Here is a 26,056-nt window from a genome sequence, read left to right on the forward strand (position 1 = left end):
GGAGTTTGTTATGAGTTCATCAAATCAAACGATTCTTTTACAAGAAATATCAAAACTTAAAACAAAAGAGGAACAATGGGAACCTTTTGGTTGGTACCGTCATATGAGAGAAAATAATCCCGTATTTTATGATGCGGAGCAAGATGTTTGGAATGTATTTTTATATGATCATGTTAAGACTGTGCTCTTTGATCACCAGTTGTTTTCCAATAAAAAAGTCCGAAGTTTAATTCCTATTCCGCGGAAGATGGATAACCGAAGTAATATCAATTTAGTAGACCCTCCTGAACACCGAAAAAGACGAGCTCTCCAGTCTCAAGCATTCACGCCAAGAAATCTGAAAGAATGGGAACCTAGAATACAAGCTATTGTGGATGAATTGGTCACAGATATGGAAGGCGATTCTACAGTGGATATTGTGCAGAAATTAGCGATTCCTTTACCCGTTACGGTAATTGCAGAATTGCTAGGTGTTCCTTCTAAAGATAGAGATAAAATTAAGGCTTGGTCGGATGTGCTTTTTCTTCCCTATAATAAAGAGGCATATAGTGATATTGCCCAAGAAAAAGGTAGGGTTATGAAGGAGTTTCAAGAGTACTTATATCCGATTGTCCAAGAAAAACAAAAACATCCTGCAGATGACATTATCTCTGATTTGACAAAAGCAGAGTTGGAGGGAGAACTACTAACCGTTGAGGAAGTGGTCATGTCGAGTATTGGGCTGTTGGGTGCGGGGAATGAAACGACAACTACGCTTATTTCAAATGTATTTTATTCACTATTGTTTGACAAACCAGGTATTTATCAGGAACTCAGAGCTGATCTATCATTGGTCCCTAACATGATTGAAGAAGTGCTGCGCTTCCGTTTTCCGGCTACTATGGATCGTAAAGTAGCGAAAGATACGAGTGTCTTTGGGCATGAGATGAAAGAAGGGCAAGCAATTGTAGCATGGATTGGCTCCGCAAATCGAGATGGAGCTCAATTTGCTCATGCGGAAGAATTTGATATCCATCGTCAAGGAAATCAACGTCATTTTACATTTGGAGCAGGTCCGCATTTTTGTTTAGGTGCCCCCCTCGCCAGAATGGAAGCCAATATTGCTTTAACGACATTTGTGAAACGGATTGCTAATATACAAAAGGTAGAAGGATTTAAGCTTACAGAGCATTTAATAGATTCTGTGATAGGACAATCTCTTAAAAGCTTTCCTATTCGATTGAAGAAAGCATAATAAGCATTTCCCATATAAAGATTGCCCTGATTTTCCCTAGGAAATAAATATTAACTCCCCTCACCATAAATACAAAAAAGGCGTCCCTGATGGGTCGCCTATAATAATTATTAATGCATAGTAGGAGTGGCAGGTGCAAATGCATGGACCATTGCGGTTGTTGTTTGCTGATCATATTGGGGGACTTGATAATGTCCATTTTTATTTCTCCAGAGGAAAAGTTCATAAGCCATTTCGATGCCATTTGGAATGCTGTCTGCAATAACACGACGGGCAACAGGATTGGTAACTTCTGTAGAAGCTAGTGCTTTCGAGGAAGCCAAACCTTTTACCAAGCTGAGCATAAAGCCTGAGATACAAGCGTCATCGATGGCATTAGGTTGTTTTGGTTGTTTTGGGGTAGGGGATGGTTTTAATCCATAAACAATAGATTCATTGTTTTGATTCACCATTTGATATCTTTTTGTACCATGAGCAGGATCTTGTCCTGTTGAAAATGCTTGCACGAGCATATTGTATTCATCAAGCATAAATTGATATTGGTTGTTGGCGATTTGCACTAACTCTTGATTTTTTAGTTGACCGCGAAACATTGCATATTGTTCTAATGCACCAATCATTCCGCCCAATACTTCATGTACATCATTTAGTTCATGACCACCGTGGTTATAGGTGACAGAGCCAGTCTGCATATTTTGTTGTGGTCTCTCACTTTGGAATCCATTTTGTGGTGTTTGCATATCAAACATACCTCCATCAGATTGATACCATTACTCTCCCCTTAGTCAGGAAGATTATTCATTTTTTTTGGTACAAATTTCTCTAAATGAAATCGAAAAAAGACTTGAAATAAATATCACTTTATAATTATTATTATATAGGAAAGATAATCAATTACAGATAGGAGCATCTACTTATATGAGTAAACGCTTAACAACGAATCAAGGTTCTCCAGTCGGAGATAATCAAAATTCACGTACCGCTGGGCAGCGAGGTCCTACACTGTTAGAAGATTATCATTTATTGGAAAAGTTGGCCCATTTCGATCGAGAAAGAGTACCTGAGCGTGTTGTGCATGCACGTGGTGCAGGAGCACATGGGGTTTTTACCGTCCATAATAGTATGGAAAAATATACAAAAGCAGCATTTTTACAAGAGAAAGGTAAAGAAACTCCTGTGTTTGTTCGTTTTTCTACGGTAATTCATTCAGCTGGTTCTCCAGAAACAGCTCGTGATCCACGTGGATTTGCTACCAAATTTTACACAGAAGAAGGTAATTATGATTTGGTTGGAAACCATTTGCCGGTTTTCTTTATCCGTGATGCCATCAAATTTCCAGATATGGTGCATTCCCTAAAACCAGCACCAGATACCAACATACAAGATCCAGACCGTTACTGGGATTTTATGACTCTATCTCCTGAGTCTACACATATGCTTACATGGGTATTTTCCGACTATGGGACCCCTGCTAACTACCGCCAGATGAATGGATTTGGTGTCCATACCTTCCAATGGGTAAACAAACAAAACGAACGCTTCTATGTCAAGTATCATTGGAAACCTTTACAACAAGTGAGAAATTTGTCTGCAAGTGAAGTTCAAGAGGTTCAAGGTCAAGACTTTAACCATGCCACAAGAGATTTATTTGATCATATCGAAAAGGGCGATTTTCCAGAGTGGGATTTATACGTTCAAGTTTTCCCAGTAGCAGAAGAAGATGCTTTTATTGATAAATTTGAATTTGATCCCTTAGATCCAACGAAAGTATGGTCAGAAGAAGAATATCCTCTGCAATTAGTTGGTCGTATGACTTTAAACCGAAATCCTAAAAACTTCTTTGCAGAAGTAGAACAATCTGCCTTTTCACCTAGTGCATTGGTTCCTGGCATCGAACCTTCTGCGGATAAACTATTGCAAGGGAGATTGTTCTCCTATCCAGATACCCAACGTCATCGAATCGGACCAAACTATTTGCAACTGCCAATCAATTGCCCATATGCTACGAAAGTAAATAATTATCAGGTGGATGGAAATATGCAGACACGTACAGATATATCCACCATTAATTATGAACCAAATAGATATGATGATACACCAAAAGAAACAGGTAGTAATGATGTAGAGAGTGAAACACCACTTACTGGTGCAGCTGGTAGGAAGGCTATAGCCCAAACACTTAATTTCCGACAAGCAGGTATTTTGTATCGTTCCTTTTCGGCAGAAGAACAAAATAATTTGATACACAATTTGACGAATGATTTGTCAGGTGTAAATGAACGTACGAAATTACTAGCAATTTGCAATTTTTATCGAGCAGACAAGGAATATGGAGAAAAATTGGCTAAAGCATTGGGTGTTGATATCACACCATATGTATCGAAAATATAAAGAAAAACCAGCTTAAAGGCTATCTAGTCGATAAGCTGGTTTTTCATATCAAAATAGATAGGAGGGATCAGAATTAGAAAACGACAATATCTTGAACAGTAGTATCACGAATCGTTGGAAGAAGGTACTTTTTTTTCAATTTCCAATTTGAGATATTATACACTCCAACCAATCCTTGTCCGTTGGCTGGAATTTGAGATAACACATATAATTCATTGGCTTTTTGTTTGAGTTTGAAAACAGGTTGTGGAAGTTCAATTTGTTCGAGAATTCGATATGTTTTCCGATCGATCTTTGTCAATTTTTTACTGTTTTGATAGGAGATAAGCAAGTACTGTGACATTGGAACAATATATTCGGGACGTAATTCAGGCAAAGTTTGATAGGTGATTTTCTTTGTTTTGCAATCGAAAATTGCGATTTGATTTTGATTGGCGACAGAGGTAATAAATAAGCGGTGATCGATGACTTGCATGTCATTTGCTTGGTCGATTTTGATTGGTATCGCTGCTGCAATTTTTGCAGAATTACGATTTATTACATAAAGGACAGGTTTCTTTTGTTCTATAATCGTAGCAAAGACATAGATATAAGTTTGGTCAAAGGTTGCGATTCGTGGAAAGCCTGATACTGCCCACGATCGGCTCGTTTTTCCTTCCTGCCACTCTACTGTGCCAGCCTGTAGTGCTGAATTAAAAGTGGTAACCCGAAAATTTCCTGTTTGTTTCATATAAATAGGGTAAGGGTGACTCTTTGTTTCTTTTAATTCATTATTTGCAAGGGTTAGGGAGTAAATTTTATTTTCATATTGAACTGGAAGAAATATATTTCCAGATCCATTGTTCACAATTTGAAAAATGCCCATTGCGGGTATTTCAAATTCATGATTCTTATCCCCATTTTGATCGAAAAGGACAAAGGCGCTATCAGGTATAGTGGCATTTGTGTAGATGGCTCCGAATGTATGGGTACTAGGTAAGGAAGAAACGGTGCAACTTGTTAGCAGAATGCTGATGCAAAGAAATTGTAGAAAAAATCGGAGTCTCACATACCCATCTCCTTCTGTGAAACAGGTTATTTTCTATATAGGAAATAACCTGTTGGTTTAACCTTGTGAGTAGTAGGGGATTGTATAGGGGCTCTTAATGAGATCAACAGGCCAAACGGCATAGCCTCCATAGTTGAGATCCCACCCTCGGTTATACCATGCCCTCCAAACCAACTGAGAGCAATAGAAGCGCGCTGTAGTGGTAATATTGAAAAAATTGTAATTGTAACCTTTACCGATTTGTTCTCGGTTGTAGGCTGCTACATATTTGTAATCATTTGGAGTAGCACCTTCTACCCATAAAGCTTTTACTTTTTTGTATCTTGTTTTCCAGTCATTCACCCAATGCCGTACGCCATTTAATCCGATGGATTTATTACCAAAAGATTCTACTACATAGCCTGGTACATCGGATACGATACCTGTGTGCCCTCCAGCCCATTCAAATCCTGTGCTTGTTCCATCTAGCGTTACTAAAATATCTCCAGGTTTACCGATGGCATTGCCAGTTACAAATAAGGACTGCATCTGTGCATCTTTAATTTTCACGTGTTTTATAGCAGCTTCTTTTTGAATTCGTTCGATGGGTAGATTGTTATTCCATTTGTAGACTTGGGTTAATGTTTCCTTTTTAGCTTGAAGGGACATCTTAATTTTGTTAAAGTCAAGGGTGGCTGCATTGCTGGTAGAGGGTATTAAAATAGCAAACAAAGCAATGAAAAAAGCAATAATTGAATAAAAGGAAAAGCGCATATTTTCACTCCTTTCTTTTCTTTATTGTAATTAAAATTTCATGAAATGTTCAATCTTTATTTTGTATTCCGATATAGTCAATTTGTTTATCCACTTCAACAGCAAGTGGAATAGACTAGAAAAAGATTGTTTTATTGGAGGTGAACGATTTTTGAATAGAGAGCGAGAATATCAAGAAATTTCGGATTCCATCAATCAATTGGTCGGTCGAAAAGCAGTAACATCAAAAAAAATAAAAAATGTGATAAATGAGGCAAAACATATCCGTAAAACCCAAGGGACTTCTGGTTTATTGCGATTTGCTTCAGCATTGCCTTATCAGTTTTTCACACCAAAAGAGTTGGACCATATACAAGCTACCCCACAGTATCGAGAACTATCTAATAGATTGATTGATTTGTTAGTTGTTGAAGGGGTTATATCTTCTTTTGAAGCGATGTTTTTACGCAGGCAAGTGTAAGAAAAAAGGAAGCGATACTTTATGTTCGCTTCCTTTTTGTGTGTAGTTTTAGTAAATTAAATCTAAAAAATCCTCCTTGCTGATATTACCGAAGTAATGTTTTGTATCTACATCTTGTAATGCTTGTTCTAAATCAGCACGGTCATATCGGATTCCTTTTAATTTTTTTTCTACATCACTTACATCTCCAATCCCAAAAAAGTCTCCATAAATTTTACAATTTTTTATTACTCCCCGTTCACCGACGTTTAAGCGTACATCAATGGAACCGATGGGAAAACGTCTGGAGTGTTGAACATTAAATTCAGGAGATTCTCCAAAGTTCCAATCCCAATTCTGATAACGGTCTTTGGATATTTGATGTATTTTTGCCCAGTCGGAATCCGTCAGGACATATTCTGGAATTGGATGGCTACCTTCGAATATAGAGTCTAACAAGGCATCACGAAATTGTTTCATTGTTATTGGTTTGCTGAGAAATTCAGAGATATTTGCTACTCGACTACGTACAGATTTGATCCCTTTGGACTGTATCTTATCTTGTTTTACATGGAGTGCTTTACCCACTTGATCTAGGTCAACATCAAGCATTAATGTTCCATGACTAAACATGCGTCCACGCCGAGAGAATTGGGCGTTTCCGGATACTTTTTTACCCTCCACTAAGATATCGTTTCTGCCGCTTAGTTCTGCATGTACCCCTAATTTTTGAAGCGCTTGTATAACAGGCTCGGTAAATTTACGGAAGTTTGCAAAGCTCTTACCGTCATCTTTGGTTAAGAAGCTAAAACTCAAATTTCCCAAATCATGATACACTGCTCCACCACCGGAAAGTCGTCGCACGACATGAATCCCGTGTTCCCGTACATAATCGACATGAATTTCTTCAACTGTATTTTGATGCTTTCCTATAATGATTGATGGCTCATTGATATAAAAAAGCAAATAACTTTCCTGATCTATCTTTAAGTGTTCCAACACATATTCTTCAATTGCTAAATTAATTCTTGGATCCGTAATATTACGATTGTCAATGAATAGCATGGAAGTTTCCTCCTAAGTTATGATAAACAAGTTCATCATAACGCGATAGAGATTGCATGAGAAGTATAATATTATTTATAATTAAATTGAGATGGTGTGATTTGTAGTATCTTTTGTCAAAACTGGGGAACGATATACCAATCTTTGTTGGAAATATGGTTCATGCAACGTTAAAATATGCGAAGTGTACGGATGAAAAAAACATGGTATTCTTATGAATGTATTGCCAGCATAACCATAATGGTAAACATGAAGAACAATAAAAGGGTATGATATAAAGGGTTGTTATTGGATGAGCGAAAAGAAAAAAAAGAAAAAACCAAATTGGTTTTTACAAATTCCACGTGCAATCCGCTACAATTACCTCAAGTTGTTACGGTCGCCTGAAGGAGGAAAGAAAGTTTCTTTAGGTTTTGCATTGGGATTTGGATTGGAAATGATTGTTTTACCTACTGCTTCCTTGATTTACATTTTGTTTTATCCAATCGTTCGTATATGTGGAGGATCATTTCCAGCTTCTATCATTGGAAATGTAATTGGTAAATTGACTTTTTTACCGGTGATTTTGCTTCCTTTTTCCAAAAAAATAGGGGAGCTTATCTATCCAACTCCATATGAAGACCATGTAGTGAAATTTCATCATATCTACTACCAATTGCTACATGGTGATTTTCGTGTGGTCAAGGATATTTTTCGTGGGGGGCTGCACATCTTAATTGGTCAGACTATCTTTGGTTTTATCTTAGGTTTCGCTTCCTATTTTGTCATTTACTATCTATATGAGCGTCAGAGAAAGAAAAAGATGGTACAGGAAGATTAAAAGAGAAAAGGTCAACTGCTGAAGGAGTAGTTGATCTTTTTTGTTTATTCTACTTGCGTCTGTATTCACAAAGCTTTCATTTAGTATAATGAAGTAGCAGTGCAAAAAAAATGACTCGCGAAACGGTCGCGAGTCCATAGTATTTTCACCATATGGGAAAATACGAAATGGGAGAGGAGAAACCGGAGGAAGAGCTTATGGGGAAACGTAAGTCTTCTCCGCGGTTAGACAGACCTTATCGGGTACTGTCTTTATTTATTGTTGCCATTGCTTGCTTGTTTATTCAACAATTTGATATTTTTATCAGGAGAAAAAAAGTTGAAGGTGCTAAGTTATGCGAATTATAGCAGGAAGTGCAAAAGGAATACGATTAAAAATGGTACCTGGAAACCATGTCAGGCCAACGGCCGATCGGGTGAAAGAATCGCTCTTTTCGGTAATTGGTCCCTTTTTTGATGGTGGAAAAGGACTAGATTTATTTACTGGAACGGGTTCACTTGGATTAGAAGCAATAAGTAGGGGTATGGATCAAGTTTATTTTGTAGATCAATCCGCTGTTAGTTTACGAATTGCCAGAGAAAATGCAGTGCATTGCGGATTTTCCGATCAAGCTGTATTTTTGAGAAGAGATGCGAGAAGTGTTTTAAAGTATTTTGCGACAAAATCATTGCAGTTTGATCTGATTTTCTTAGATCCTCCTTACCATGAAAATCTTTTGCAACCAGTTCTTTCTTTGATACAAGAAAAATCACTTTTATCGCCAGAAGGACTGTTGGTGGTGGAACATCCTCATACTTTATCGATTCTTTCATCCGATAGTAGCTTTGTTACTTCTAGAGAACTATCTTATGGAGATACTACTATAACATTGTTGAAACAGAAGGGAGTAACATCAGCATGAAGGTAGCTGTTTATCCAGGTAGTTTTGATCCAATCACTTATGGTCATCTCGATATTTTAAAAAGAGGGGCTAAAATATTCGATAAAGTGATCGTGGCAGTGCTGATCAATTCAGCCAAACAACCTCTCTTTAGTGTAGAAGAAAGAAAGCAAATGATCACGGAAGCCATCAGTCAAACCGAGTATGGTGTACCAGTTGAAGTAGATAGTTTCGAGGGGCTATTGGTTGATTATTTACGAGATAAAGATATTCATGTCATACTTAGAGGCTTACGTGCTATTTCTGACTTTGAGTATGAACTGCAAATTGCTTCCATCAATCGAAAACTAGCTAATGATGTAGAGACAATATTTTTGATGACCAATAACATGCACTCCTTTATCAGTTCAGGAAGTGTAAAAGAAATTGCCAAATACGGAGGTGATGTTACGGATTTAGTACCTTCTCATGTAGTAACTGCTCTAAGAGAAAAAGCAGATTACGTTTAAACCAGAAAATTATCTTGTTGTTTCTGTATACGCTTCAGCAAATAGAACAGCCAAAGGGATAGGGCAACAAGACTAAAAACTTGCAAGTAAGACCACCAGTGCATAGGATTGTGTGTGATGCCAGTTGTCCAGGCAGGTGCAATCGGTTGTAAGCTAGGTTGGAATAACTTCCAAAAAATGAAAGTTAAGAAAAAAGCTAATATAGCATGTAGTATTCTCGCGAAGAAATATGGACGATAGCGAATATCACTTTTACTCAAGACACTTGCGACTTGTGCATGAATAGACAAACCATTCCAGCCGAGAAAAAGACTGACAAATGCCAGTTGTACAAGCAGTGAAACGTTTGAGGTGTATTCGCTGATCATTTGAGAACCAATGGTCATCTCCAGTATTCCGGCAACTAATGGAATGGATATTATATCGGAAAGATGAAGCAATTGTAGGATCGGTTGTAAAATAGAGGCTAATAATGCTGTAATTCCAACATACGTAAAAACATGAATCAAAACAGAAAAGATAATAACAAAACCACCGATCATGAGTAGTGTTTGTACAGCAGAAGTAACTGCTTCACCAAGCATCTGACCGATTGGTCTTCCATCTGCTATTCTAGCATGATGCATGGCGGAAAAAGCTCTGATGAAGCGTTTGCCACCGTGATTAGCAGAGGGTGTTAGCCGTTTTTCTCTTGCGTGAAAACGCATAAGGAAGGCAACAATAAAACAACTTACATAATGCACTACTGCTAGGATCATACCCACTGAAGGATTTTCAAAAAAACCGATTGCAATTGCTCCGAAAATAAATAGTGGTCCTGCAGTACAAGCAAAAGAGACAAGTCGTTCTCCTTCTTCTTTTGTGATTAAGTTTTGTTCTCTTAGTCGAGTAGTGAGCTTGGCTCCCATGGGATTTCCTGAGATGAGGGCAACCGCCATAACAAATCCACCAGAACCAGGTACACGAAATAAGGGACGCATAAAAGGTTCAAAGAATACACCTAACAAGTGGACAACCCCAAAACCCATCATAAGCTCTGCAGTAATAAAGAAGGGTAGCATTGCAGGAAAAACAACATCCCACCATATTTTTAACCCACGTAAAGAGGCTTTAAACGCAATTTCGGGATAGAATACTAGCGTAACCGCAAATAATAGAGCAAACATACCTAAGAATAAAGTTTTTGATTGACTTTGAAGGCGATGGGAGAACATTGCCATACTGTAGTTCGCTCCTAACTTCAATTGTAACGTTACTTTATCGTACGCGGTTGTCCTACAGAATATGAGTTGTTCGAAAACAGTTTCATGGTTATAGTGAGACTTAAAACCGAATATTTTTCCACGGATTGGTAATCAAACGAAGTAGGTTAGTTTTTCTGGTTTTTTATTGAAGTTTTCAAGCGTGGGGTGATTTGGTGGGTAGGCCTAAAGTAGGGATAGCATTAAGTGCCGGAGCAGCTAGAGGATTTGCGCATCTAGGTGTCTTGCAAGTTTTAAAAGAAGCAAATGTTACAATTGATTACATTGCAGGAAGCAGTATGGGAAGTTTTGTAGGTGCACTTTATTCCAATGGATTAGATTTAGAGATGGTAAAACATCTTGCTATTCATTTAAAACGAAAACACTGGGTAGATGTTACACTCCCTGGATTAGGATTTATTACAGGTGATAAGATGCAGGCCTTGACAAGACTCTTAACGCATCATAAAAATTTAGAAGATCTACCAATACCACTTGCAGTAGTAACCACAGATTTACTAAAAGGGGAAAAGTTAGTTTTTCGAACAGGTCCTGTAGCTGACGCTGTTCGCGCGAGTATTTCCGTACCGGGTATTTTTGAACCGGTTCCTTATGGGGATAAGTTGTTAGTCGATGGTGGTGTAGCAGATCGTTTGCCTATTTCTGTTGTTCGTGACATGGGAGCAGATTTTGTTATTGCTGTTGATGTGTTATCCAAATCACATGATGTACAAGTTAAAAACATTTTCGATGTGATTACACAAGCAATTACAATCATGGAGCGTCAAATTTTAGAACAACAAGATCTAGCTGCAGATTTTCTTGTTTTACCAGAAGTAGGCGACATTGCTCCAACTGCATTTCATCGAGTAGAAGAATGTATACGTCGTGGGAAACGAGCTATTCATCCTTATTTGACAGATTTACTAGATAAGCTAGCCAATTGGCAAGGGGAGAACAAACATGAGTGAAACATCTAGTAACAAACAAGCGATCCGATTATTATGGCTTTCTATATTACTTTTAATCATTGGCATTTGCTTTCTTATTCATGTTCCCTACTATGCAATGCAACCTGGAGATGCGATTGATACAGGGACAGTAATTTCAGTTGATGGAGGTTATACGAAAAAAGCAGGTGACTTTTTTTTAACAACCGTTGCGATGAAACAAGCTAATGTGTTTGATTATCTGTTAGCAAAAGTGAATAAAAAAATAGAGTTAGTACCTGTAAAAGAAGTATTAGCTGAGGATGAAAACGATAAACAGTATGAACAACAACAAGTCGAGAATATGTTAGAATCCCAACATAGTGCTGTTATTGCTGCTTTTCATCAATCTAAAAAGCCTTATCGTGTTACATACAAAGGAATAGAAGTTTTAGGAGTAACTCCAGGAGCAAAAAATCATCTGAAAAATGGTGATATCATTCAATCCATCGATGGAAAAGCCACACTTACAACGCATCAGTTGATGGACTTGTTTAGAACAAAGAAGGCCGGGGATAAGGTAAGTATAGGAGTACTTCGAGCGAATAAAAAAGTAACGGAACAAGCAACTTTGATTTCACTGGATACTGGCAACAATAAAGTAAAGCGAGTTGGACTCGGTTTTCTTCCAATGGATCGTTTGCTTTCTTTGACCTCTAATCCAAAAGTAAATTTCAAAACAAATAATATTGGTGGGCCATCTGCAGGTCTCATGTTTACATTAGAAATCTTAAATCAGTTGACACCAAAAGATTTAACTCACGGTTACGAAATAGCTGGAACAGGAACGATTTCCCCAACAGGTGCAGTAGGGCAAATCGGTGGTATCCAGCATAAAATCGCAGCAGCGATGGAAAAAAATGCTACGATATTCTTTACCCCAAAAGATATTTATGAGGGTGACGATAATGAAGCGATTGCCAAAAAGACAGCAAAAGAATTAGGAGCAAATATGAAAATCGTTCCTGTAGCTACGCTTCAAGAGGCGATCGATTATTTAAATAAATTGAAGTAGATAATGGAAAAACAACTATCTCATTTATTTGGTGTAGAGATAGTTGTTTTTATTGTATCTTTGGATTTTCTATAGAAAATCACTCTTAATTAGAAGAGATAATGGGCAAGATACAAGTATGTTTTCCACAAGCAAAGATGTGTAAAGATAAATAGGTTGACACCTAAATTTAATTTCTCGTATAATTCACCTGTTAGGGAGTGGGCATATTGATCATTACAATAAACCAAATAAATCAAACAGCAGATGGTGTCTATCCTTTTCAGGGCAAGGTTTATTTGGAAGATTTAGTGGAAGAAGAGCCAAATATTGTGAAATTGGAACCGATTCAGGTAGAAGGAGAAGCAAGCAGGTTGGACTCCCATCTTTACCAGGTTTCAGCAAAGCAAAAATGTGTTGGGAAATTAATCTGTTCCAGATGTCTAACGACTTTTCCTACCTCATTGGAATCCTCTTGGTTCGAGAAGTTTACAGATAAGAAGGAATTGGCCATAGACACAGAAGAAGAGACTATTCACCTTCTTATAGACGGACAAATTGAGCTTGAGCTGTTTGTTAGAGAACAATTGGTGATCCATCTTCCCTATGCCCCATTGTGTAAACCTGATTGTGCAGGTCTTTGTCCGGAATGTGGGGCAAACAAAAATGAGAAATCTTGTGATTGTAATACAGAGCGGATTGATCCGAGGCTTGCGAAGTTACAAGATTTGCTTGAAGATAAAGATTCTGTATCCTAGCACTCTTTTTAGATTTGTAGTATAATGGTTCGCGAACCTTTCGATGTAGGAAACCCATATTCATTTCCTCTTCTTATGGGCGGAACATGTAGAAGGCTGAAAGACACCGTTTAGTGATAGCATTATGATCACAAGCGGAAAACGGTTAAAACAGCACAAAGAGGTCAATAGTGCTGCTTGCATATAGTGAGCAGGGTTACTGTCTGATAACCATACGTGGTCGTTTTTAGAACCATAAACCCATTGCTTTAGCTTTGGGTATCATGACATTAGTTTTTCTTAGGAGGTGACATTCCCATGGCAGTACCTTTTCGTCGTACATCCAAAACACGTAAAAGATTGCGTCGTACACACTTCAAATTAACCGTAGCAGGTATGGCTACTTGTGAAAAGTGCGGGTCAGCTAAATTAGCTCACCATGTTTGCAAAGAGTGTGGACATTACAAAGGCGCAGAAGTTGAAGGCGTAGTAAGCCAATAAAAAGTCGGTGATACCGGCTTTTTTTTGTAGGACGTCATACATATATTCAAAATGGAGAAGAAAATGGTATACTTTCTTTCTTTGTGATTGCCAACAGAAATCATTTTTTGTATACTAATTTAGTACTTGGTACTAGAATGTGGTCATAAAAAGGGGCTGGTTCCGTCATGCGCCTGTCCAAAAAAATGCGTCAATCTCGATTGGTTCAATCATTTCAAGAAAATCCTTTCTTGACAGATGAAGAAGTAGCCAAGCAATGTCAAGTCAGTATTCAAACCATTCGTTTAGACCGTATGGAGCTCGGTATCCCTGAGATGCGAGAACGTTTAAAGCATATGGCAGAAAAAAGTTTTGATGAAGTGCGGTCTTTATCTCCAGAAGAAGTGATTGGAGAAGTGGTTTCGCTCGAACTGGACCAAAGTGGGGTTTCGGTGTTAGAAATCAGTGAAGACCATGTGTTTGAACGAAATCAGATCGCACGAGGGCATTATTTATTTGCGCAGGCGAATTCTCTAGCTGTTGCAATTGTAAATGCAGATCTTGTACTAACACGATCAGCAGCTATTCGCTTTGTTCGCCCAGTTAAATTAGGAGAGAAATGTATAGCACATGCAAAAGTGGTGCAAAAACAACCATCACGTTTTCAAGTGGATGTAGAAACAAAAGTGCTTGATGATATGGTTTTTCAGGGAGTGTTTGATGTATACCGTGCAACCAACTGAAAGGAGTTCGCTTATGCGAATCGCATTAGATGCACATGGTGGAGATGATGCACCAAACTCAGTTGTAGAAGGATTAAAGCTCGCTGCAAAAAAGTGGCCTGATACTTCTTTTATTCTTATTGGTACAGATGATTCGTTACTTCTTGGTAACAATCTTCCAAATATACAGTTTCATAAAGTTTCAGAAATAATATCACCAGATGATGAACCAGTTAAGTCCGTTCGTAAAAAACGAGATTCTTCGATGGTTGTCGGTTGTCAAATGGTGAAGACTGGTATGGCAGACGCGTTTATCAGCGCTGGTAATACAGGAGCACTCATGGCAGCTGGATTGTTTTACACTGGTCGAATGAAAGGCGTGGATCGTCCAGCACTTTCTCCAGTATTTCCTACCTTGCAAGATAAGGGTATCTTGGTGTTGGATGTCGGGGCAAATCCAGAAGCTAAAGCGAATCATTTGCACCAATATGCTCTTCTTGGAAGCCTTTATGCTAAATATGTCCAAGGAATAGGAATCCCAAAAGTTGGCTTGTTGAACATAGGGGCAGAGAATGGAAAAGGTACTGCGTTGACCAAAGAAGCATTTGATTTGTTGCAAGACGATGATCGTCTTCAGTTTGTAGGGAATGTAGAAGCAAGAGAAGTCCTTTATCGTCCTTGTGATGTGTTAATCTGTGACGGTTTTAGTGGCAATATCCTTTTAAAGGGAACAGAAGGTGTTGCCAAAGTTTTGTTTGATCGACTAAAAGATATATTTACTAAAAATATTTTAACGAAATTAGCAGCAAGTCTATTATTGCCCCATTTAAAAACATTGAAGTCAGAAATGGATTACAAAGAACATGGAGGGGCACCGTTGTTAGGATTATCAGGTGCGATTATAAAGGCACATGGCTCTTCTGATGAGACTGCTATTTTCCATGCAATCCGACAGGCTCGTCTTTTTGCTGAAGGTAATGTCATCAAACAAATGGAATCACATTTACACCCTACAGAAGGGAATGTGGGAAGATGAGAAGCGTAGGTATTATAGGCACAGGTGCGTATTTGCCTGAGAGGCGCCTGACAAACTCTGATTTAGAAAAGATGGTGGATACTAGTGATGAATGGATCACTTCACGCACTGGTATCAAAGAGAGAAGAATCGCGGCAGAAGATGAGGCATCATCAGATCTAGCTGTCAAAGCTGCTAAACAAGCGATGGAAAATGCTGGTATTACTGCGGATCAAGTAGATTTGATCATTGTCGCTACTGTGACACCTGATATGTCTTTTCCAGCCACTGCATGCCTTGTTCAAGAACAGATAGGAGCACCAAAAGCAGCTACTTTTGATTTATCTGCTGCTTGTACTGGCTTTATTTATGGAATCTCTACTGCAGCACAGTTTATTGCTACAGGAACTTATCAACATGCATTGGTTATTGGGGTAGAATGTCTCTCTCGGATTGTAGACTGGACAGATCGCAATACTTGCGTATTGTTTGGAGATGGGGCAGGTGCCGCAGTTTTGGGACCAGTAAAAGAAGGATATGGATTTCAATCTTTCGAACTAGGCGGAGATGGCAGTGGGAAAGATCTACTTAAAGTGGCAGCTGGTGGCTCTCGTTTACCTGCATCGGAAAATACAGTAGCAAATAGTTTACACACTCTCTATATGAACGGGAGAGAAGTGTTTAAATTTGCCGTTCGTGTTATGACATCTGCTTCGGATGTAGCATTAGAAAAGGCAAATCTCTCGTTTGAAGACATTGATTTATTTGTCCCTCACCAAGCAAATTTGCGAATTATTGATGCAGCAATGAAGCGATATGGTCTACCAGATGAAAAAGTAGTGGTTAACCTAGATCGTTATGGCAACATGTCATCTGCATCTATTCCAGTAGCCCTTCATGAGGCGATAGAAGAAGGTAGAGTTTCAGATGGGGATACCCTTGTGCTCTGTGGATTTGGTGGAGGACTCACATGGGGTGCCACCGTGCTAAACTGGGGAGGAGCTATAAAATAATGAGTAAAATAGCCTTGCTTTTTCCTGGACAAGGTTCCCAAAAAGTAGGGATGGGGAAAGAAGCTTTTGATCAATCGGAAGATGCAAAAAAGGTATTTGAGTCAGCGGATCAAGCGTTAAACTTCTCTTTATCAGATATTATTTTTCAAGGGCCAGAAGAAGAATTAAAACTAACCTATCATACACAACCAGCTCTGTTAACTACTAGTATTGCTCTCTATCGTTGGTTGCAATCCAAAATAGAGATCAAACCTGCATTTGTTGCTGGTCATAGTCTAGGAGAATATGCTGCTTTGGTTGCGGCGGATTCCTTATCCTTTGAAGATGCAGTCTCTGCTGTATATCAACGCGGTTTATACATGGATCAAGCAGTACCGGCTGGAGTAGGGGCAATGTCAGCAATCTTAAATTTAGATCGTGATGTATTGGATCAAATTTGCGAAGAGGTTTCTACACCTGAAAATGTCGTCCAAGCTGCTAATTATAATTGTCCAGGACAGATTGTTATTTCTGGACATGCAGAAGCAGTAAAGATAGCTGGTGAGAAGGCTTTAGAGGCTGGAGCTAGAAAAGTTGTTCCTCTGTCTGTCAGTGGGCCTTTCCACTCTTCTCTCATGCAGCCGGCAGCAGAGCATTTGCAGGAGAAATTTTCAACGTATGCTTTCCATGATGCGAAGATCCCAGTTATAGCAAATGTTACTGCTAGACCTGTCACAAAAGCTGCTGATATACAAACATCCCTTGTTCGACAAGTGGCTTCACCCGTTTTGTGGGAAGATACGATTCGATATCTGCTTCAAGAAGGAGTCGATACTTTCATTGAAGTAGGATCAGGATCAGTACTTGCTGGATTAACCCGTAAAGTGGATCGCAAAGTGATGATGTTAAATGTTCAAGATCAAGCTTCATTGGAAAAGAGCCTTTCTCAGCTTGAAGGGAAAACGGAAGGAATGACGAGATAAGAGATGCTAACAGGAAAAGTAGCTGTTGTCACAGGTGGTTCTAGAGGCATCGGACGATCCATTGCTTTGGATTTGGCCAAAGAAGGAGCGAAAGTGGTCATTTTTTATGCAGGTAATCATGGGGCAGCAGAAGAAACGGTTTCGGCTATCACAGATCTGGGAGCAGAAGCAGCAGCATTTCAAGTAGATGTTGCCGATAGCGGGCAGGTTGATGATGCATTTAAACAAGTAGTAAAGCAATTTGGGCGAGTGGATATTTTGGTCAACAATGCTGGTATTACAAGAGATAATTTGTTGATGAGGATTAAAGAAGAGGACTGGGACCAAGTAGTAGACACTAACCTTAAAGGTGTTTTTCTCTGCTGTAAGGCTGTTGTTCGTCCCATGATGAAACAAAGAGGCGGTAGAATCATCAATATAAGCTCCGTAGTGGGTGTTTCAGGGAACGCTGGGCAAGCTAACTATGTAGCAGCTAAAGCAGGAGTAATCGGGCTAACCAAAACAATGGCAAAAGAATTTGGTAGTCGGAATATTACTGTCAATGCAATTGCCCCAGGTTTTATTCAAACAGATATGACTTCTGTTTTAGATGAAAAAGTAAAAGAGGCTACCCTTGCTTCTATTCCACTAGGTAGATTTGGAGTTGCAGAAGAAGTAGCAAATGCAGTTTCTTTTCTAGCAAGCGATAAAGCGAGCTATATTACCGGCCAAACTCTCCATGTAGATGGAGGCATGGTACCAAATTAAGAAAATGGATGAGAAAGGTTTGCGTCTGAGCCTATCATTCAACTATACTACGATAGGGAGGTGAAGAGCATGGCAGACACTTTAGAGCGTGTAACACAAATCATTGTAGAACGTCTAGATGTTGAAGCGGACGAGGTAACTTTAGAAGCATCCATTAAAGAAGATCTTGGCGCTGACTCCCTAGATGTTGTTGATTTGATTATGGAATTGGAAGATGAATTTAACTTAACTATTGAAGAAGAAGATGCTGAAAAGATCAACACCGTTGGAGATATTGTTAATTATATTAGTGCGAAAGTCTCGTAATTATAAGGTAAGTCCCGAATTTCGGGACTTACCACTTATTTCATCTAAAATAGGTCAACTCTAACGTGAAAGGCGGTTGATCCATTATGTCAAATAGAGTTGTTGTAACAGGGCTAGGTGCTGTATCTCCCATCGGAAATGATTTGTCTACTTTTTGGGATAACCTTTTAGCAGGTAAATCTGGAGCTGGACCACTAACGCGTTTTGATCCTGATTCATTTCCCACCCCATTCACAACCAGAATAGCAGCGGAAGTAAAAGATTTCGATCCTCTTCCTTTTATTGATAAAAAAGAAGTTCGCAAAATGGATATTTTTATTCAATATGCAGTAGCTGCAGCAAAAATGGCGATTGAACATGCAAAATTGGATATGGAAAAAGAAGATTTGGATGAAGTTGGGGTCTATATTGGTTCTGGGATCGGTGGCATGAACACCATTGAAGCAAATGCACAAATACTGCATGAGCGTGGTCCTAAGCGTGTAAGCCCATTTTTTATCCCCATGCTTATTGCCAACATGGCATCGGGACAAGTATCGATCTTAACAGGAGCAAAAGGTCCAAATAGTGCTTCTGTGACCGCTTGTGCATCTGGAACACACAGCATCGGTGAGGCATTTCGTATCTTGCAGCGAGGAGAAGCTTCTGTGATGATTACAGGTGGTACGGAGGCAACCGTGACACCACTTTCTTTTGCAGGATTTTGTTCGGCTCATGCTATGTCTACTCGCAATGATGATCCAGAACATGCAAGTCGTCCTTTTGACAAAGAGCGGGATGGATTTGTGATGGGGGAAGGTGCTGGTATTTTGGTGCTAGAGACCTTAGACCATGCACTTGCACGAGGAGCGAATATCATCGCAGAAATGGTTGGCTATGGAATGACTGCTGATGCTCACCATTTAACAGCCCCAGCCCCTGAAGGTGAAGGTGCTCGCCGCAGCATGATTCGGGCACTCAAAGATGCAAATCTAGAACCAACTGAAGTGGACTATATCAATGCACATGGCACTTCCACAGATTTGAATGACAAATTCGAAACGATGGCTATCAAAGGCGCGTTTGGGAACCATGCTTATAAGCTGGCTGTCAGCTCTACAAAATCGATGACAGGTCACTTATTAGGTGCAGCTGGTGGTATAGAAGCGATTGTATTGGCAAAGTCCATTCAAGATCAAGTAATACCTGCAACCATTAACTATGAATTCCCTGATCCAGATTGTGATCTTGATTATGTGCCAAATGAAGCTCGCAAAGCCAATGTGCGAGTTGCTTTGTCCAATTCTCTTGGATTTGGAGGCCACAACGCTACCATTATCATGAAAGCTGTTGAGGAAGTATAATGTTAATCGATTTTGAAAAGGTGGAGCAAATTACAGGAATCTATATTCAAAATAGAAATCTATTTGTACAAGCATTCACCCATACTTCCTTTGCCCACGAACGAAAATCCCCCGGACGTGTTCAAGATAATGAACGCTTAGAATATCTCGGAGATGCAGTATTAGAACTACTTGTTTCTGAATTCCTGTACTATCGCTTTCCCAAAATGAGTGAAGGGGAATTAACCCGAACACGAGCAAGAGTGGTATGCGAACCATCCCTTGCTTCCTTTGCTCGTGAACTTGAGTTTGGTAAGTTTGTTCGATTGGGAAAAGGAGAAGAGCTTACAGGAGGCCGAGAGAGACCATCCTTATTGGCAGATTTATTTGAGGCTTTCATCGGTGCACTATATTTGGATCAAGGACTAGAAAAGGTTCGCCAGTTTTTAAACAAACTTGTTTTCCCACAGATCAATGGTACCTGGTTGGAACAAATGACAGATGCTAAAAGCCAATTACAAGAATTGGCTCAGCAAGAGAAGAGAGGAACATTGGAGTATCGAATTGTAGATGTCCAAGGACCTGCACATGACCGCTTCTTTTCGGCTGAAGTTTATTTGGATGATAAAAAATTGGGTCGAGGGTCTGGACGTTCGAAAAAAGAAGCAGAGCAACAGGCAGCCAGTACTGCTTTAAAAGCGTGGAAAACAAACTAAACCACTGTGAGGGGATCACGGTGGTTTTATTTTACAAAAATATAGTTTCCTAACAAAGTTAAAGGAATACTAATACTTAATTTTCAAGGCATATAAAAAAATATTATTGTAAGGGTTTTCAAATGAGTTTGTTCATGATATAGTCAAACTTAATTACGAAGCATAAAATACTTCCTTTTGTTAATATGAAGTAAAAGATGCAAAGGTGGGCATTTATGGAAGTCGATTTTCGTCAACTGGTCCAAGGTTTATATTCAAATCTATCAACAGGACAAAAGAAAGTTGCTGAATATATTTTAGATAATTTTGATAGGGCTGCATTTTTGACTGCGGAACAGATTGGTAGAGAGATAAAGGTGAGTCAGACAACCGTTATTCGCCTCTCTTATGCACTAGGATTTCGGGGTTTTTCCGAAATGCAACAAACGATTCAAGCTGAGGTGCTTTCCAAGAAACCATCCTCTGTTGTAGAAAAAACTGCAAATTTGAATGAAAAAGCTTCCATCTTTACTCCGATTATTGAAAAAGATATTGATATTTTACAACGTATGTCCCAAGAGATAGATGAAGAACATTTATGGAAAGCAATAGATTGGCTGTTAAAAGCAGATAGTATATTGGTGATTGGCTATCGAAGTTCCTATGCTGCTGCACACTGGTTTTCATTTGGCCTCGGTGAACTTCGGGATCATGTTGATTTGAATCCTACTTCTGGTCATATGGGCAAATTACTTACGTTATCTCAAAAATCTGTAGTGTTTATTATTTCCTATCCAAGATATAGTCCACAATCATTAATAATCGCTGAACATGCGAAGCATGTAGGAGCTAAGGTGATCGCAGTAACAGATCGTGTCTTGTCTCCAATCGCAAATACAGCAGATCTTTGTTTTTATGCAGAGACCAATCTCATGTCAGGTTATAATTCGATCGCAGCTAGCATTAGTCTTTTGAATCTATTTCTAGTGGGTCTTCAAAGTAAACTGTCAACAGAAGATCAATCACGCCGCAAGAATTTAGAACAATTATATTCACAGTTGGGCATTTTTTCGGAATGAATGAAAGATATACAGTGAAGGAGGTGAGGGCTCAAATTTATTTCATATAGAGATAGAAGGAGAGTTTTCCATGAGAATCGATAAGATCATATTACGTCAATTAAAAATGAAAATGGTGTCCCCCTTTCGAACCAGCTTTGGTACCCAGACAGATCGGGAATTTTTGCTTACAGAAGTACACGGCGAAGGATGGACGGGTTTCGGAGAGTGTGTAGTGAATACTGCACCTATGTATAACGAAGAGACCGTTGGAACAGCAAAACATATCATAGAGCAGTTTTTAATTCCGATTCTTTTCGAGCGTGGTGAATTTATCCATCCTGATAATATTCGTGATTGGTTTTCTCCTATAAGACGAAATATGATGGCAAAGTCTTCACTCGAAGGTGCAGTCTGGGATTTATATGCGAAAAGTAAAGGTCAAACGCTTGCACAAGCATTGGGAGGAGAAAAAGATAAGATCGAGGTAGGTATCAGTATTGGCATTCAAGAACAAATAGATGATCTTTATCGGTTAGTAGAGCAATATCTTGAGCAAGGATATCGCCGAATGAAAATAAAGATCAAACCTGGTAAGGACATAGAAGTTTTACAAGGATTACGAGCTCGTTTTGGAAATATTCCCATGATGGCAGATGCAAATTCTGCTTATACACTTGATGATTTATCCTTATTTAAAGAGATAGATGATCTCGGGTTAATGATGATCGAACAGCCACTTGCGCATGATGATATTGTCGATCATGCAAAATTACAACGCGAGTTAAAGACTCCAGTATGTCTAGATGAGAGTATTCATTCCTTGGAAGATGCCCGTAAAGCAATTGAATTAGGAAGCACACGTGTAATCAATATAAAAATTGGTCGTGTTGGCGGACTGACTGAAGCAAAGCGAATTCATGACTATGCTTTGGAACATGGAGTTCCTGTTTGGTGTGGTGGAATGCTAGAATCGGGGATTGGACGAGCACATAATATTGCCATTACCTCTCTACCTAATTTTACTCTCCCTGGTGATACGGCAGGGTCTACCCGATATTGGCAAGAAGATATCATCGATCCATTTGTAGAAGTACAAAATGATGGAACCATCATCCTTCCCACCAATTCAGGAATAGGCTATCATCCTAATGCAGAAAAAATAGAAAAATATACGATTTGGAAAAAGGAATATACAACTGGATAAATAGAAGATCTAAGGAGGCAATAGTATGGAAAAAACGATGAACCAAAAACCGAATTTTTTCAAACGTCTTTTAAAGCCTGATGCTTATGTTCTTCTTTTTTGTATTTTAATCATTTGTGCTATTGCAACGTATATTTTACCAGCAGGTGAGTTTAAACATGTGCCGCAAGGAGATCTGACTGTTACCGTACCAGGAAGTTATCATGCTGTTGCGTCGAATCCAACGGGATTTATGGACTTTTTTATGGCTATTCAAACAGGAATGGTAAAAGCAGCTCCGCTTATCTTTCTGATTTTGTTTACTGGTGGAGCATTGAAAGTTTTGGAGAAAACAGGAGCGATTAATGCTGCTATTGCCAAAACGGTTAAGCGTTTTCAAAAGAAAGAAATTTTATTAATCATTGTCATTGGAGTTTTGTTCTCCGTACTTGGAACCACTGGAGTGGTGGTCAATTCTATCATTGCCTTTGTTCCATTAGGAATTATCATTGCCAGGGCGATGAAATTAGATGCCATATTTGGGGTATCCCTGATTTATCTTGGAGCATACGCAGGTTTTAACGCTTCTATGATCACACCTTCTACTTTGGGGTTATCACAGAAAATTGCAGAACTGCCTATTCTTTCTGGAATTGGGTATCGAGCTGTTATTTATACAGCGTTTGTAATCGCGACACTTGCCTATATCTATATCTACATGCTTAAACTTCGCAAGAACCCAGATAATAGTTTGTTGGGTAATGATAAGTTCCCTTTAGCAATTGGGGATGCAGAAGAATGGGATGAGAACCAGGCCTTTACTACGCGTCAAAAGTGGATGCTTACGTTTGCAGGACTGACACTTCTGGTTTTTGTTATTTGCACTATTATCTATAAATTAGATGTGGATGCGATGACTGCAATGTTTGTCTTTATGGCAGTAGGTTCAGGCCTTATTGCTGGGATGAAAGCAAATGATATCTCCAAAACCTTTCTCAAGGGATGCCAACGTCTTGTTGCTGGTGCACTGATTGTGGGTATGGCACGAGCTGTAGTGATTATTTTAGGTGACGGCAAGCTGATCGATACCATTGTCAATGTACTAGCACATCTATTGCAATCGCTACCACCTGTCTTTGGAGCTGTAGGAATGTTTTTAGGAAGTGCCGGGATTCACTTTTTGATCTCTTCTGGTTCTGGTGAATCTGCTATGATCGTTCCGATCCTTGTTCCATTAGCAGATTTGATGCATATTACCCGTCAAGTTGCAGTAGAGGCAGTAATTTTAGGTGAAGGGGTAGTCAACTGTATTAACCCGACTTCAGGTGTGTTGATGGGTGTGCTTGCTGCAAGTGGGATTGCTTATGGTAAATGGGTGAGATTTATGCTGCCATTAGTTGGTATTTGGATTGCTCTATCGATCATTTTTATCGTAATTGGCGTGTTGATCGGTTGGGGACCAGCATAAGGAGAGGAATGAGGAAACATGAGTGCAATTTTACAATATCTACAGTCTCACCAGTCGGAGATGCTAGCCGATTTAGAAGAGTTAGTAAAAGCAGAATCCCCTTCTGATAATAAAGAACTGACAGATAAATGTGGGAAGGTTTTGCAAGCTATATTTGCTAAACATCTTGGACTAACTGCTGATATATTTCGTAGGGAGCATACCGGTGATCACCTTCGTTTCACTTATGGTGATGGATCGGAACAAATCTTGATTCTCTCTCATTTCGATACCGTTTGGGATCAGGGGCAGCTTCATTTTCGAGTTGAAGGAAATCGTGCCTTTGGCCCTGGAATATATGATATGAAAGCTGGAATTATACAAGCAATATGGGCATTAAAAGCTTGTAAAGAGTTAGGGGTTTCATTTAATAAAAAAATAGTATTTCTATGTACAAGTGACGAAGAAACAGGCAGTTTATCATCTCGAAAATTGATCGAACAAGAAGCGAAAAAAAGTAGTGTGGTATTAGTTACAGAATTTGCTGTTCGAGGAACGGGAGCATTAAAAACAGAAAGAAAAGGTGTAGGAGATTTTATTTTCACGATTGCTGGACTTGCTGCTCATGCAGGTAATCATCATGAGGATGGTGTTAGTGCAGTAGAAGAGATGGCACATCAAATTTTATGGTTGAATTCATTCACGGATTATACTGCTGGTACTACAATTAATGTAGGTGTTGCAAGAGGTGGAACACGACCAAATGTGGTAGCAGACAAAGCAGAATTACAAGTTGACCTTCGATTTTCTGATCCACTCGCAGGAGAGCAGATTGCCAGTAAGATCTTAAAAGCAAAAGCCTTTTTGCCCAAAGCTTCTGTAAAAGTAACAGGGGGGATTAATCGTCCGCCAATGGTAAAAACTCGTTCGACCAAAGAGCTTTTCGAAATGGCTTATGATTGTGGGAAACAAATTGGCATTACTTTAACAGAGACAGCAGTCGGTGGTGGTAGTGATGGTAATTTCACCGCCGCGCTCGGAATTCCCACTCTCGATGGTCTAGGAGCAATGGGCGACGGTGCTCATGCACAAAATGAACATATATTGATTGATCAACTTCCAGTTAGAAGTGCTTTGATGTCTCATCTGGTGAGCCGGCTTTCAGAGTGAGTTTAACAACTTTCAGGAAACGTTTTGAACAGATGAATCACTGTGTTCGGGCACAGTGGTTTTTTAGTGTTTTATTAGCTTCAATGGTAACTTTAGTTGATATTGGACGGAGATCAACCGCATTGTGACAACCAAAATAAACACGAAAAATAGTTCGATATTTGTTATATTTTTGTGCATTCCTATAATAAGTCCACTCAACATAGACCAAACAGCATAGACATCTTCTCTGAGCAGGATAGGTTTTTTACCAGCTAAGAGATCACGAATAAGCCCACCACCAATACCTGTTAAAATAGATGCAACCATAATGGCATGGATTGGCAAATGTTGATTTACTGCAAATAAAGCACCTTGAATGGAAAATGCGGACAAACCTATAGCATCAAAAAAGATAAGCCATCTTTTCCACTTATGAAACCAAAGAGTTGGAGTGAAAATAGTGAACGTAATCGCAATGAGTGCAGTATAGATAGCTATATTTTGTTTCCAAAGCATAGAGGCAGGTAATCCGATTAACAAATTACGAATGACTCCTCCTCCAAAAGTAGTGATAAATCCCAAAACATAGACGCCAAATATATCATATTGTTCTTCGATTGCCATCATTGCTCCACTCACAGCAAAAGCAGCAATGCCAATGTAATTAAAAATATCCCAAATCATATGCTACCTCGTTTAGTTGAGAAATACTTATTTCTAGGTATAAAGCTTAATATATTCCTATTTTGTACAATAATAATCATTTTTAGTTTTAAATTAGTTCTGGAAATCAGTAATGTCCAATCCTGCTATAGATTGATTCATTTTTCGTATTTTCAAAAAGATAGAGG

29 protein-coding genes are annotated in these 26,056 nt (G+C 39.0%); 23 read left to right on the forward strand and 6 right to left on the reverse strand.

From position 1 onward, the window contains the following. Positions 1–10 precede the first annotated feature (10 nt). Positions 11–1,234 (forward strand): cytochrome P450, encoded by a 1,224-nt coding sequence (locus MK805_RS08180; protein ID WP_240875089.1) that lies wholly within the window; start codon positions 11–13, stop codon positions 1,232–1,234. Positions 1,235–1,344: 110 nt separating this feature from the next. On the opposite strand, the gene MK805_RS08185 is transcribed toward MK805_RS08180, so the two are convergent. Beyond that, a complete protein-coding gene (locus MK805_RS08185; protein WP_240875090.1) occupies positions 1,345–1,974 on the reverse strand; it encodes a spore coat protein in 630 nt (209 codons plus the stop codon). 178 nt (positions 1,975–2,152) lie between these two features. Between MK805_RS08185 and MK805_RS08190 the strand changes: the two genes are divergently transcribed. Beyond that, the gene (locus MK805_RS08190; RefSeq protein WP_240875091.1) at positions 2,153–3,625 is read left to right on the forward strand and encodes a catalase; all 1,473 of its coding nucleotides are present in this window, start codon (positions 2,153–2,155) and stop codon (positions 3,623–3,625) included. A gap of 73 nt (positions 3,626–3,698) precedes the next feature. On the opposite strand, the gene MK805_RS08195 is transcribed toward MK805_RS08190, so the two are convergent. Together MK805_RS08195 and MK805_RS08200 are read right to left on the reverse strand one after the other, a co-directional pair. Continuing rightward, entirely contained in the window at positions 3,699–4,673 is a 975-nt protein-coding gene (locus MK805_RS08195) for a hypothetical protein (protein ID WP_240875092.1), read from the reverse strand. 57 nt (positions 4,674–4,730) lie between these two features. Continuing rightward, a complete protein-coding gene (locus MK805_RS08200) occupies positions 4,731–5,426 on the reverse strand; it encodes a YiiX/YebB-like N1pC/P60 family cysteine hydrolase (RefSeq protein WP_240875093.1) in 696 nt (231 codons plus the stop codon). A gap of 151 nt (positions 5,427–5,577) precedes the next feature. On the opposite strand from MK805_RS08200, the gene MK805_RS08205 reads away from it, so the two are divergent. Next, complete coding sequence (locus MK805_RS08205) at positions 5,578–5,886, forward strand: hypothetical protein (protein ID WP_240875094.1); 309 nt, start codon at positions 5,578–5,580, stop codon at positions 5,884–5,886. Positions 5,887–5,934: 48 nt separating this feature from the next. On the opposite strand, the gene MK805_RS08210 is transcribed toward MK805_RS08205, so the two are convergent. Further along, a complete protein-coding gene (locus MK805_RS08210) occupies positions 5,935–6,930 on the reverse strand; it encodes a lipoate--protein ligase (protein WP_240875095.1) in 996 nt (331 codons plus the stop codon). 292 nt (positions 6,931–7,222) lie between these two features. Between MK805_RS08210 and MK805_RS08215 the strand changes: the two genes are divergently transcribed. From MK805_RS08215 to coaD, 4 genes are all read left to right on the forward strand, one after another. Continuing rightward, positions 7,223–7,750 carry a DUF2062 domain-containing protein gene (locus MK805_RS08215; RefSeq protein WP_240875096.1) on the forward strand — a complete coding sequence of 176 codons (528 nt, stop codon included), beginning with the start codon at positions 7,223–7,225 and terminating at the stop codon, positions 7,748–7,750. A 197-nt stretch (positions 7,751–7,947) separates the two neighbouring features. Then, positions 7,948–8,097, forward strand: coding sequence for a hypothetical protein (locus MK805_RS08220; protein WP_240875097.1), 150 nt, complete (start codon positions 7,948–7,950; stop codon positions 8,095–8,097). Next, positions 8,085–8,651 carry a 16S rRNA (guanine(966)-N(2))-methyltransferase RsmD gene (gene rsmD / locus MK805_RS08225; RefSeq protein WP_240875098.1) on the forward strand — a complete coding sequence of 189 codons (567 nt, stop codon included), beginning with the start codon at positions 8,085–8,087 and terminating at the stop codon, positions 8,649–8,651. The genes MK805_RS08220 and rsmD overlap by 13 nt, the downstream gene beginning before the upstream one ends. Further along, the gene (gene coaD, locus MK805_RS08230) at positions 8,648–9,139 is read left to right on the forward strand and encodes a pantetheine-phosphate adenylyltransferase (protein ID WP_240875099.1); all 492 of its coding nucleotides are present in this window, start codon (positions 8,648–8,650) and stop codon (positions 9,137–9,139) included. Before rsmD ends, coaD begins: the two co-directional genes overlap by 4 nt. On the opposite strand, the gene ylbJ is transcribed toward coaD, so the two are convergent. Then, positions 9,136–10,353 carry a sporulation integral membrane protein YlbJ gene (ylbJ, locus tag MK805_RS08235; RefSeq protein ID WP_420833064.1) on the reverse strand — a complete coding sequence of 406 codons (1,218 nt, stop codon included), beginning with the start codon at positions 10,351–10,353 and terminating at the stop codon, positions 9,136–9,138. The two genes, coaD and ylbJ, sit on opposite strands and share 4 nt — an antisense overlap. Positions 10,354–10,556: 203 nt before the next feature. Between ylbJ and MK805_RS08240 the strand changes: the two genes are divergently transcribed. The 16 genes from MK805_RS08240 to MK805_RS08315 all read left to right on the forward strand — a co-directional run bounded on the left by MK805_RS08240 (position 10,557) and on the right by MK805_RS08315 (position 25,223). Beyond that, positions 10,557–11,351 carry a patatin-like phospholipase family protein gene (locus tag MK805_RS08240; RefSeq protein WP_240875101.1) on the forward strand — a complete coding sequence of 265 codons (795 nt, stop codon included), beginning with the start codon at positions 10,557–10,559 and terminating at the stop codon, positions 11,349–11,351. After that, positions 11,344–12,384 carry a SepM family pheromone-processing serine protease gene (locus tag MK805_RS08245; protein WP_240875102.1) on the forward strand — a complete coding sequence of 347 codons (1,041 nt, stop codon included), beginning with the start codon at positions 11,344–11,346 and terminating at the stop codon, positions 12,382–12,384. The genes MK805_RS08240 and MK805_RS08245 overlap by 8 nt, the downstream gene beginning before the upstream one ends. A 209-nt stretch (positions 12,385–12,593) precedes the next feature. Beyond that, entirely contained in the window at positions 12,594–13,121 is a 528-nt protein-coding gene (locus MK805_RS08250; protein WP_240875103.1) for a YceD family protein, read from the forward strand. A gap of 297 nt (positions 13,122–13,418) precedes the next feature. Then, positions 13,419–13,601 (forward strand): 50S ribosomal protein L32, encoded by a 183-nt coding sequence (gene rpmF, locus MK805_RS08255; protein WP_240875104.1) that lies wholly within the window; start codon positions 13,419–13,421, stop codon positions 13,599–13,601. 173 nt (positions 13,602–13,774) lie between these two features. After that, positions 13,775–14,323 carry a transcription factor FapR gene (gene fapR, locus MK805_RS08260; RefSeq protein WP_420833065.1) on the forward strand — a complete coding sequence of 183 codons (549 nt, stop codon included), beginning with the start codon at positions 13,775–13,777 and terminating at the stop codon, positions 14,321–14,323. Between the two features lie 13 nt (positions 14,324–14,336). Next, entirely contained in the window at positions 14,337–15,338 is a 1,002-nt protein-coding gene (gene plsX / locus MK805_RS08265; protein ID WP_240875106.1) for a phosphate acyltransferase PlsX, read from the forward strand. Further along, positions 15,335–16,330, forward strand: coding sequence for a beta-ketoacyl-ACP synthase III (locus tag MK805_RS08270; RefSeq protein ID WP_240875107.1), 996 nt, complete (start codon positions 15,335–15,337; stop codon positions 16,328–16,330). Before plsX ends, MK805_RS08270 begins: the two co-directional genes overlap by 4 nt. Beyond that, positions 16,330–17,292, forward strand: coding sequence for an ACP S-malonyltransferase (gene fabD, locus MK805_RS08275; RefSeq protein ID WP_240875108.1), 963 nt, complete (start codon positions 16,330–16,332; stop codon positions 17,290–17,292). The genes MK805_RS08270 and fabD overlap by 1 nt, the downstream gene beginning before the upstream one ends. A gap of 3 nt (positions 17,293–17,295) precedes the next feature. Further along, positions 17,296–18,039 carry a 3-oxoacyl-[acyl-carrier-protein] reductase gene (fabG, locus tag MK805_RS08280; RefSeq protein WP_240875109.1) on the forward strand — a complete coding sequence of 248 codons (744 nt, stop codon included), beginning with the start codon at positions 17,296–17,298 and terminating at the stop codon, positions 18,037–18,039. Between the two features lie 69 nt (positions 18,040–18,108). Further along, positions 18,109–18,345, forward strand: a complete 237-nt coding sequence (locus tag MK805_RS08285) for an acyl carrier protein (protein ID WP_240875110.1) — start codon at positions 18,109–18,111, stop codon at positions 18,343–18,345. An 86-nt stretch (positions 18,346–18,431) separates the two neighbouring features. Continuing rightward, positions 18,432–19,688 (forward strand): beta-ketoacyl-ACP synthase II, encoded by a 1,257-nt coding sequence (fabF, locus tag MK805_RS08290; protein WP_240875111.1) that lies wholly within the window; start codon positions 18,432–18,434, stop codon positions 19,686–19,688. Further along, complete coding sequence (gene rnc / locus MK805_RS08295) at positions 19,688–20,383, forward strand: ribonuclease III (protein WP_240875112.1); 696 nt, start codon at positions 19,688–19,690, stop codon at positions 20,381–20,383. The genes fabF and rnc overlap by 1 nt, the downstream gene beginning before the upstream one ends. 215 nt (positions 20,384–20,598) lie before the next feature. Further along, positions 20,599–21,441 carry a MurR/RpiR family transcriptional regulator gene (locus MK805_RS08300; protein ID WP_240875113.1) on the forward strand — a complete coding sequence of 281 codons (843 nt, stop codon included), beginning with the start codon at positions 20,599–20,601 and terminating at the stop codon, positions 21,439–21,441. Between the two features lie 70 nt (positions 21,442–21,511). Continuing rightward, positions 21,512–22,627, forward strand: a complete 1,116-nt coding sequence (menC, locus tag MK805_RS08305) for an o-succinylbenzoate synthase (RefSeq protein WP_240875114.1) — start codon at positions 21,512–21,514, stop codon at positions 22,625–22,627. Between the two features lie 25 nt (positions 22,628–22,652). Continuing rightward, on the forward strand, positions 22,653–24,074 hold the full coding sequence (locus MK805_RS08310; protein ID WP_240875115.1) for a YfcC family protein: 1,422 nt from the start codon (positions 22,653–22,655) through the stop codon (positions 24,072–24,074). A gap of 18 nt (positions 24,075–24,092) precedes the next feature. After that, positions 24,093–25,223 carry a M20 family metallopeptidase gene (locus MK805_RS08315; RefSeq protein WP_240875116.1) on the forward strand — a complete coding sequence of 377 codons (1,131 nt, stop codon included), beginning with the start codon at positions 24,093–24,095 and terminating at the stop codon, positions 25,221–25,223. 63 nt (positions 25,224–25,286) lie between these two features. On the opposite strand, the gene MK805_RS08320 is transcribed toward MK805_RS08315, so the two are convergent. Continuing rightward, entirely contained in the window at positions 25,287–25,889 is a 603-nt protein-coding gene (locus MK805_RS08320; protein WP_240875117.1) for a trimeric intracellular cation channel family protein, read from the reverse strand. Positions 25,890–26,056 lie beyond the last annotated feature (167 nt).

The sequence above is a fragment of the Shimazuella soli genome (assembly GCF_022511585.1).
In the GTDB taxonomy this organism is placed as follows: Bacteria; Bacillota; Bacilli; order Thermoactinomycetales; family Thermoactinomycetaceae; genus Shimazuella; species Shimazuella soli.

What these genes read in the sequence shown, in the direction of transcription:
- MK805_RS08180 (WP_240875089.1), top strand. Translation starts at nt 11, where the DNA reads ATGAGTTCATCAAATCAAACGATTCTTTTACAAGAAATATCAAAACTT.
- MK805_RS08185 (WP_240875090.1), bottom strand. Translation starts at nt 1,974, where the DNA reads ATGCAAACACCACAAAATGGATTCCAAAGTGAGAGACCACAACAAAAT.
- MK805_RS08190 (WP_240875091.1), top strand. Translation starts at nt 2,153, where the DNA reads ATGAGTAAACGCTTAACAACGAATCAAGGTTCTCCAGTCGGAGATAAT.
- MK805_RS08200 (WP_240875093.1), bottom strand. Translation starts at nt 5,426, where the DNA reads ATGCGCTTTTCCTTTTATTCAATTATTGCTTTTTTCATTGCTTTGTTT.
- MK805_RS08210 (WP_240875095.1), bottom strand. Translation starts at nt 6,930, where the DNA reads ATGCTATTCATTGACAATCGTAATATTACGGATCCAAGAATTAATTTA.
- MK805_RS08215 (WP_240875096.1), top strand. Translation starts at nt 7,223, where the DNA reads ATGAGCGAAAAGAAAAAAAAGAAAAAACCAAATTGGTTTTTACAAATT.
- MK805_RS08220 (WP_240875097.1), top strand. Translation starts at nt 7,948, where the DNA reads ATGGGGAAACGTAAGTCTTCTCCGCGGTTAGACAGACCTTATCGGGTA.
- rsmD (WP_240875098.1), top strand. Translation starts at nt 8,085, where the DNA reads ATGCGAATTATAGCAGGAAGTGCAAAAGGAATACGATTAAAAATGGTA.
- coaD (WP_240875099.1), top strand. Translation starts at nt 8,648, where the DNA reads ATGAAGGTAGCTGTTTATCCAGGTAGTTTTGATCCAATCACTTATGGT.
- ylbJ (WP_420833064.1), bottom strand. Translation starts at nt 10,353, where the DNA reads ATGTTCTCCCATCGCCTTCAAAGTCAATCAAAAACTTTATTCTTAGGT.
- MK805_RS08245 (WP_240875102.1), top strand. Translation starts at nt 11,344, where the DNA reads ATGAGTGAAACATCTAGTAACAAACAAGCGATCCGATTATTATGGCTT.
- rpmF (WP_240875104.1), top strand. Translation starts at nt 13,419, where the DNA reads ATGGCAGTACCTTTTCGTCGTACATCCAAAACACGTAAAAGATTGCGT.
- plsX (WP_240875106.1), top strand. Translation starts at nt 14,337, where the DNA reads ATGCGAATCGCATTAGATGCACATGGTGGAGATGATGCACCAAACTCA.
- MK805_RS08270 (WP_240875107.1), top strand. Translation starts at nt 15,335, where the DNA reads ATGAGAAGCGTAGGTATTATAGGCACAGGTGCGTATTTGCCTGAGAGG.
- fabD (WP_240875108.1), top strand. Translation starts at nt 16,330, where the DNA reads ATGAGTAAAATAGCCTTGCTTTTTCCTGGACAAGGTTCCCAAAAAGTA.
- fabG (WP_240875109.1), top strand. Translation starts at nt 17,296, where the DNA reads ATGCTAACAGGAAAAGTAGCTGTTGTCACAGGTGGTTCTAGAGGCATC.
- MK805_RS08285 (WP_240875110.1), top strand. Translation starts at nt 18,109, where the DNA reads ATGGCAGACACTTTAGAGCGTGTAACACAAATCATTGTAGAACGTCTA.
- fabF (WP_240875111.1), top strand. Translation starts at nt 18,432, where the DNA reads ATGTCAAATAGAGTTGTTGTAACAGGGCTAGGTGCTGTATCTCCCATC.
- rnc (WP_240875112.1), top strand. Translation starts at nt 19,688, where the DNA reads ATGTTAATCGATTTTGAAAAGGTGGAGCAAATTACAGGAATCTATATT.
- MK805_RS08300 (WP_240875113.1), top strand. Translation starts at nt 20,599, where the DNA reads ATGGAAGTCGATTTTCGTCAACTGGTCCAAGGTTTATATTCAAATCTA.
- menC (WP_240875114.1), top strand. Translation starts at nt 21,512, where the DNA reads ATGAGAATCGATAAGATCATATTACGTCAATTAAAAATGAAAATGGTG.
- MK805_RS08310 (WP_240875115.1), top strand. Translation starts at nt 22,653, where the DNA reads ATGGAAAAAACGATGAACCAAAAACCGAATTTTTTCAAACGTCTTTTA.
- MK805_RS08315 (WP_240875116.1), top strand. Translation starts at nt 24,093, where the DNA reads ATGAGTGCAATTTTACAATATCTACAGTCTCACCAGTCGGAGATGCTA.
- MK805_RS08320 (WP_240875117.1), bottom strand. Translation starts at nt 25,889, where the DNA reads ATGATTTGGGATATTTTTAATTACATTGGCATTGCTGCTTTTGCTGTG.